The sequence below is a fragment of the Streptomyces viridosporus genome (assembly GCF_002078235.1).
Taxonomy (GTDB): domain Bacteria; phylum Actinomycetota; class Actinomycetes; order Streptomycetales; family Streptomycetaceae; genus Streptomyces; species Streptomyces viridosporus.
In genome coordinates this window covers 1-4,941 of the sequence record NZ_MSGP01000342.1, presented here as the reverse complement: position 1 = coordinate 4,941, position 4,941 = coordinate 1, and the positions used below count along the sequence as shown (strand labels likewise).

Below are 4,941 nucleotides of genomic sequence, written 5' to 3'. Positions count from 1 at the left end.
ACGGCAACGGCGACGGCCGCGCCGACCCGAACAACATCTTCGGCGCGGCCGTCGCCGTTGCCGTCCGTGCCCCAGCGGGCCCAGGTGGACGGCAGGAACTGCATCGGGCCCACCGCGCGGTCGTAGACCGTGTCGCCGTCGTGGGCGCCCCCGTCCGTGTCCCGGATCAGCGCGAAGCCCCGGCCGTTCAGCGGCGGCCCGGTGATCCGGCCCAGCGTCGTGCCGTTGCCGTCGACCGCGCCGCCGCGCGCCTGACCGGACTCGACCTTGCCGATCGCCGCGAGCAGTTCCCAGGGCAGCCGGCAGCCGGGGTCCGTCCTGCCGACGGAGGCCTCGGCGGCGCGGTAGGCGCGCAGCACGGTGGCCGGGATGCCGGACTGCGAGCGGAGGTCCCGCACGAGCGCCGGGGCGGCCGAGGCGACGTCCGGGGTGGTCAGGGGCGGGAGTTCGGTGTGGTAGGAACCGTCGCCCGGAGGAGCGGGCTCGGCGTACGGGCCGCCCGCCGCCGGCCTGCGCGCGTCGTCGGCGGGCGGGGCGGCGTGGGCGTCCCGTAAGTCCCCGACGAGTCCGGGTGCCCGGGAGGCGGTGAGGGCCGCCATGGCCGCCACGGTGAGGGCGGTCGTCCGCAGTCCCCTGCGGGTCCGGCCGGTGCGCGGACGTCGTGCGCGGCGTACGGGCATGGCTGTCACTCCTGTCGGATGCGGGGGCGTGTGCGCCCGTGGGTTCCGTCGTTCGTGCGGCCCTCAGCGGCCGAAGGTGTCGATGCCGGAGACGAGCCACCGTCCGTCGCGGTGCACGACGTCGACGGCGAGCATGGCGCCCGCGTACACGCCCTCGTCCCCCGCGGTCTTCCGGCTCTCGCCCGTCCTGTCCGCCCCGCCCGCGGCGGCCCCGTTCCCGGCGGTGCCGACGCTGCTCTGGTCGGCGTAGACGAGGACCCGGGCCCGGTCGCCGTCGATCCGTTCGACCGCGCTCTCGGTGACCGTCGTGGTGATCACCGCCTTCTGCGCGTCGGCCCGCTTCCGGACGTCGGCGAGCAGGGCGCGGTGCTGGTCGACGGCCTTTCCGGTGAGGAGGTCCCGCGCGGCTTCCTCGAGGGCGCCGGGATCGGTGTGGTCGTAGGAGAAGAGCCGGTCGACGGCCTTGGACGTCCGCCCCTTGAGCTCACTGGTGCGGGCCAGGTCGGTCAGGGCGGTGTTGCGCCGCGCGGGGTCGTCCCGGAGCGCCTCGGCCTTCGCGTGCGCCCAGCCGGCGAAGCCGCCGAGGAGCACGGTCAGGGCGCAGAGCGCCGCGAGACCCGCCGGGCGACGCGACCGGCCCCGGGCGCTCCTCCCGCCGAGCGCGGCCCCGGACGCCTTCCGGTCCGCCGTCCCGTTCCCGGACCCGGCCGCCTTCCCGTCCGCGGCCGTCTCGGCCGTCCGCGCGGAGGGCGGGGACGGGGAGCCGGGAGGGGGCAGGACGGCCGTGCCGCCCGGACGGGTCGGGCTTCCGGCGCTCTCCGGGGTCCCGGCCGAGGTGGCGGACCGGGTGGCGCGGGCCTGGCGGCGCCGCTGGCGGTTGATGTGGTGACGGGTCGTCGACATCGTGCTGTCCTCTCGGTGCGGCGGCCTGCGCGGTACGGAACCGGGTCAGCCGGTCGGTGCGCCGCCCACGGGGGCCTGCCCCAGGGCGCTCAGCTTCCACCGGCCCCCGGTGCGGGTGAGCTCGCCGAGCATGCGGCTGTCCTTGTCCGTCTTCGCGCCGTCGGACGCCCCGACGGTGACGCGCAGGGCGATCAGCACCCGGGCGCGGCCGGCGCGGTCGTCGAGTTCGGTGACGGCGCCCGACAGCACCCGGGCCGTGGTGACCGTCTTCGCCGCCTTCACCTGTTCGGCGAACTCCGCACGCCCTGACGCCAGTTGTTCGTGCAGTTCACCGGTGGTCGACGACTCCCACAGGTCGAGCCCCTGCTTCAGGTCCCGGTGGTCGAGCGTGTTGAGGTTCTGCACGGCCTGCTCCCCGGCGGCGAGCGCCTCGTCCCGTTGCGCGGCGTACGCGGCCCGGTCGTCGTGGGCCGCGCGGTACCAGTCCTGCCCCGTCCACGCCGCGAAGCCGCCCGCGACGAGGGTGAGGGCGAGGACCAGGGACGACAGCGGCCGGGGGCGGTGTGCGGTGAGGGCGCGGACCGCGCGTTTCATGGGGTGCTCCAGTCTCTCGCGCACGGGCTAGCGGGCCTTGAGGTCGACGATCCGCCACCGGCCGTTCTCGAGCCGGGCCGTGACGGTGAGTTGGGCCGCCGCGGTGGTGGCCTCGTCCTTGCCGCGACGGGAGGTCTGGTCGAGGAAGACCAGCAGGCGCGCCCTGTCGCCGTCGAGTTCGATCACCCCGGTGCGGACGGCCCGGGTGCTCAGGGTGACGCGCTGCCCGGTGAGGTCGTCGCGGACCCGGTCGAAGAGTTCCCGGTACTGCCGGGCGGCGCGGCCGCCGAGGGCGGTGCGTGCGGAGCGCTCGGTGGCCGCGGTGCCGTCCGGTGTGTAGGAGAAGACGCGGGCGAGGGCGTTGCCGACCTCGCCGGCGACGCGGGTGGTGGCCTCGGTGTCGGTGAGCGCGCGGTTCCGGGCGGACTCGGCCGACTTCAACTGGTGGGCGCCGTGGAGGAAGCCGCAGCCGCCGAGGACGAGCACCGCGGCGGTCACGGCGAGGGCGGCCCGCCGCAGACGGCCGCCGGGCGGCCGACGGGCGCGGACGCCGTCCGCCTCGTTCGCTGCGTCCGTCGTGTCCGTCGCGTCCGCCTCGTTCGCTGCGTCCGTCGTATCCGTCACTTCCGTCGCGTCCGTCGCGTCCGTCGCGTCCGTCGCGTCCGCGGAGGGTTCGTTCCCGGAACTCTCGTTCCCGGGACGCCCGCCCCCGCGCAGCAGCCGTGTCGGCGTCATCGGTCCCCGCCCTCCTGCTCCTCCGAGAGCGGTACCGCGCTCAGCGCCCGCACCTTCCACTCCCCCTCGCCCGTGCGGGCCAGGACCGCCTCCAGGCGTTTGCGGTCGGTGGCCGGCTTCTTCGATCCGGCGGGCGTGACCTCGACACGGACGGTGGTGATGAGCTTGGCCGTGCCGGTGCGCGTGTCGAGCGCGGTGACGGCGGCCTCGGTGACCGTGCCGCGCGCCGAGGCGCCCGCCTTCGCCTCGGTGCGGCCCAGTTCCTCGCGCAGCGGCCCGGTGGAGGCGTCGCGCCAGGCCCGGACGCCCTGCTCCGCCCGCTGCCGGGTGGAGGCGTCCAGCGTGGTGAGCACGGCGATGCCCTGCCGTCCGTCGGCGAGCGCCTCGTCCCGCTCCCGGCCGTACGCGAGCGCGTCGTCGGTGCGCGCCTGCGCGTACGTCCACGCACCGGTGCCGCAGAAGCCGAGCGCCAGGGCGAGCCCCGCGCCGGTGAGGACCCGGGCCCGCCTCATCGCGTGCTCCCGCCGGCCGGGGCGAGGAGTCCCGCCATGTCCTGCGGCGCCTCGCCGTCCTGGCCGGGCAGGGCGAGGGCGCCGGGGAGCGCGGCCGGTCCGCCGGTCCGTGCCCCGCCGCTGCCGGAGGGCAGGGAGCCGGGCCTGGCCGGGTCGGGCACCGCGCCGCCCTTCGGGGCGTTCGCCGAACCGCGCACGTTGAACCCGTCCGCGGCGGAGGCGGTGCAGGCCGCGCCGGTGTTGAGGGCGGGCGTGGTACCGAGGTCGAGCCCGTTGCGGTAGCGCGTGGCGCCGTATCCGGCGGTGCAGGGCAGGGGCTTGAAGAAGGTGACGGCCATGCCGAGGTTCAGCTTCCCTCCGTCGACGGCGGTGGCGCCGACGGCGACGGCCGCCGGGTACTTCACGAGGAGTTCCTCCGTGCCGCGCTGCCGGGTGACGGCGATCTCGGAGGTGGTGAGGAGGTTGGCGAGGACGACGCCGAGGCTCGGGTCGAGGTCCCGCAGGACGCCGCTGACCTGGGTGGCGGCCTCGGGGGTGACGGTGAGGAGGCGGCGCAGGTCGGCGTCGGAGCCCTTGAGGGTGCGGGCCAGTTCCCTCGCCCCGACGGCGAAGTCGCGGATGGCCCGTTCCTCCTCGGCCTGGGTGCGCAGGACGGTCTCGCCGTCGGTGATGAGCCGGGTGGTGGAGGGCAGGGCGCGGTCGGCCGCCTCGACGAAGTCGCTGCCGCTGTCGAGCAGGACCTGGAGGTCGTCGCCGTGGCCCTCGAAGGCCTTGCCGAACTCGTCGACGACCGTGCGCAGGTCGTCGAGCGGGACGGAGCGGGCGAGGTCGTCGATGCTGCTGAGCACGTCGGTGACGGGTGCGGGCACCTGGGTGTCGGCCTGTTCGATGCGGGCGCCCTCGGCGAGGTAGGGGCCGCCGTCGCTCTCGGGCCGCAGGTCGATGTACTGCTCGCCCACGGCGGAGAGCCCGGCGACCACGGCACGGGTGTCGGCGGGGATGCGCGGGGCGGACTTCTTGATGCGGAGTTCGGCGACGACGCCGTCGGCGGTGAGGCCGATCGGTCCGACGCGCCCCACGGAGACGCCCCGGTAGGTGACGTCGGAGTGGGTGAACAGGCCACCGGTGCGCGGGAGCCGCACGTCGACGGTGTAGTGGTCGGCGACGCCGACGTACCGGCCGAGGTCGGCGTAGCGGATGCCGAGGTAGGAGAGGGCGAGGACGGCGACGAGGAGGAAGGCGAGGTTCTTCAGCCGTACGGCGAGGGTGATCACCTGCCCTCACCCCCGTCCGGGGCCGCCGGCGTCGCGCCCGTCCCGGCGGCGGGCGCGGACACGGAGGGCAGCGGCAGGGGCGAGGAGCCCCGCGACGGGGTCCCCGACGGCGGAACGGACGACGACGGTGACGCGGCCCCCGGCGCGCCGCCGCCCTTCCCGGTGGACCGCTTCTCCCCCGCCGCGTCCGGTCCGCCGCCCGCCGGGGCGGACGGCGGGGTCGTGCCCCGGGGCACCAGGGGC

Annotated in this window: 6 protein-coding genes and 1 pseudogene; all 7 read right to left on the bottom strand. The window is 76.3% G+C overall.

The genetic code is table 11. From position 1 onward, the window contains the following. The coding region (locus B7L92_RS23995) for a lysozyme family protein (protein WP_497591312.1) at positions 1-680 on the bottom strand (680 nt) is incomplete at its 3' end. 63 nt (positions 681-743) lie between these two features. Next, a complete protein-coding gene (locus tag B7L92_RS23990; protein ID WP_081239508.1) occupies positions 744-1,583 on the bottom strand; it encodes a hypothetical protein in 840 nt (279 codons plus the stop codon). Positions 1,584-1,628: 45 nt separating this feature from the next. Next, entirely contained in the window at positions 1,629-2,177 is a 549-nt protein-coding gene (locus B7L92_RS23985; RefSeq protein ID WP_081239507.1) for an Rv1363c family protein, read from the bottom strand. A 27-nt stretch (positions 2,178-2,204) separates the two neighbouring features. After that, entirely contained in the window at positions 2,205-2,912 is a 708-nt protein-coding gene (locus B7L92_RS23980) for a nuclear transport factor 2 family protein (RefSeq protein WP_107501586.1), read from the bottom strand. Continuing rightward, positions 2,909-3,424 carry a hypothetical protein gene (locus B7L92_RS23975; RefSeq protein ID WP_081239506.1) on the bottom strand — a complete coding sequence of 172 codons (516 nt, stop codon included), beginning with the start codon at positions 3,422-3,424 and terminating at the stop codon, positions 2,909-2,911. Before B7L92_RS23975 ends, B7L92_RS23980 begins: the two co-directional genes overlap by 4 nt. After that, positions 3,421-4,698 (bottom strand): MCE family protein, encoded by a 1,278-nt coding sequence (locus B7L92_RS23970; protein ID WP_081239505.1) that lies wholly within the window; start codon positions 4,696-4,698, stop codon positions 3,421-3,423. Before B7L92_RS23970 ends, B7L92_RS23975 begins: the two co-directional genes overlap by 4 nt. After that, positions 4,695-4,941, bottom strand: a pseudogene (locus B7L92_RS41635) (MCE family protein); the annotation flags it as partial. The gene B7L92_RS23970 and the pseudogene B7L92_RS41635, both read right to left, overlap by 4 nt.